The sequence below is a fragment of the Caballeronia sp. genome (genome assembly GCF_049581465.1).
In the GTDB taxonomy this organism is placed as follows: Bacteria; Pseudomonadota; Gammaproteobacteria; order Burkholderiales; family Burkholderiaceae; genus Caballeronia.
Genome location: NZ_JBAUSA010000987.1, coordinates 1 through 1,643, shown reverse-complemented (window position 1 = coordinate 1,643; position 1,643 = coordinate 1). Strand labels below are relative to the sequence as shown.

1 protein-coding gene is annotated in these 1,643 nt (G+C 66.6%); it reads left to right on the top strand.

All coding sequences use genetic code 11. From position 1 onward, the window contains the following. On the top strand, positions 1-1,643 hold a 1,643-nt coding region (locus WCA53_RS24210), incomplete at both ends, for a translocation/assembly module TamB domain-containing protein (RefSeq protein WP_423916417.1).

The following is a 1,643-nucleotide window of genomic DNA, read 5'->3' as shown; positions in this document are numbered from 1 at the left end:
GACCTGCCGCTAACGGGCAGCGGCCTGATCCAACTGGCGGGCTCGCGGATTCTGCCGAGCCGGGCCACGCTGTCGGTGGCGGGCAACCAGGTCGATCTGCAAGGCAGCTTCGGCGCGCCAGGCGACCGGCTGCGGTTTCATGCCGATGCACCGCAACTTGAGCGCCTGGGCTTCGGACTAGCGGGTCAAATGGCCGCTGACGGTGACGTGACCGGCTCGTTCGCGCATCCGAACGTGACACTGAACTACAAAGCCGACAGCGTCGTGTTTGGCGCGAACCGTCTGGGTCACGCTGAAGGCCATGCCGAATTGCGCGACGGCATGGACGGCGCGCTGGTCTTCACGACCGACGCGCGCAACCTGAGCACCAACGGCGTCGAACTGTCGACCGTAAGTGCGCGCCTGAACGGCACACGCGCACGGCATACGCTGGAAGCCCACGCCCTCGGCACACTGTATGAGCGGCCGCTCGACCTGGCTCTCGCCGCCAACGGCCGGCTCTCCGACACCCCTGCGGGCACGCGCTGGGACGGCACGGTCACGCAGTTGCAGAATCGCGGCACGCCCGCGATCAATCTCGAAGCACCACTCACCGTCAGCGCCGCGCCGAACCACGTGACGCTCGGCGCAACACGCCTCACGCTGGAAGGCGCGGTGCTGGATCTGAAGTCGTTCGCGCTCGACCACGGACGGATCCAGTCGACCGGCTCGTTGACCAGCGTCTCGGTGACGCGCCTGATGGAGCTCCGTCAGGAGTTCACCGGTGAGCCGCCGCCGGTGAAAACCGATCTGGTGTTCGACGGCGACTGGGACTTTGCGCTCGGTAACACGGCAACCGGCCACGTCCAGTTGAAGCGCCGTGGTGGCGACGTGACCGTCGAAATTGGCAATGGCCTCGCCTCGTTGGGGATTAGCGATCTGTCGGCTCGTGCCGACTTCAGCGAGGGCAATCGCCTGAACGCGACCGTGCATGCGCAGGCGAGCCGGATTGGCGTGATCGATGCGGACGCCCACACCACGCTCGCGATGAACGACGGTGTACTTGGCGTCAATGATGAGGCGGCAGTGTCGGGCAACATCAACGCCAATGTGCCGTCGCTGAAGACGACCGGCGGCCTGTTCGGTCCGAGTTATATGCTCGACGGCCATCTCGCGCTGAAGCTCGCGCTCGGCGGCACGGTGGCCAAGCCCAACCTGACGGGGTCGCTGCTGGGCGATGGCTTGTCGGCCACCATGGTCGACCAGGGCCTCCAGTTGAAAGATGGGGTGATCCGGATTGCGCTGTCGCAGAATCTGGTCGACTTCCAGCAGGTCGAGTTCCACGGCGCCAGCGGAACGCTGCGCGCCACCGGCCAGGTGCGCCTCGACGGCGCAGAACCCGACCTGACCGCGAGCATCGTGGCCGACAAGCTTGAAGTGTTTGCATCGCCGGACCGCAAACTGTCGCTTTCGGGCAGCGCGACCGTGGCCAACGGCGGCCACCTGGGGGCGATGGACATCAACGGCAAGTTCGCCGTCGATCACGCGCTCTTCGACATGCCCGAGCAGGCGGCGCCCAAACTGGGCGACGACGTGGTGATCGTGCGGCCCGATGGCACGGTGCCCGGCGAGTCGGCGCCGGGCGTGATCGCCGGCAACAAACC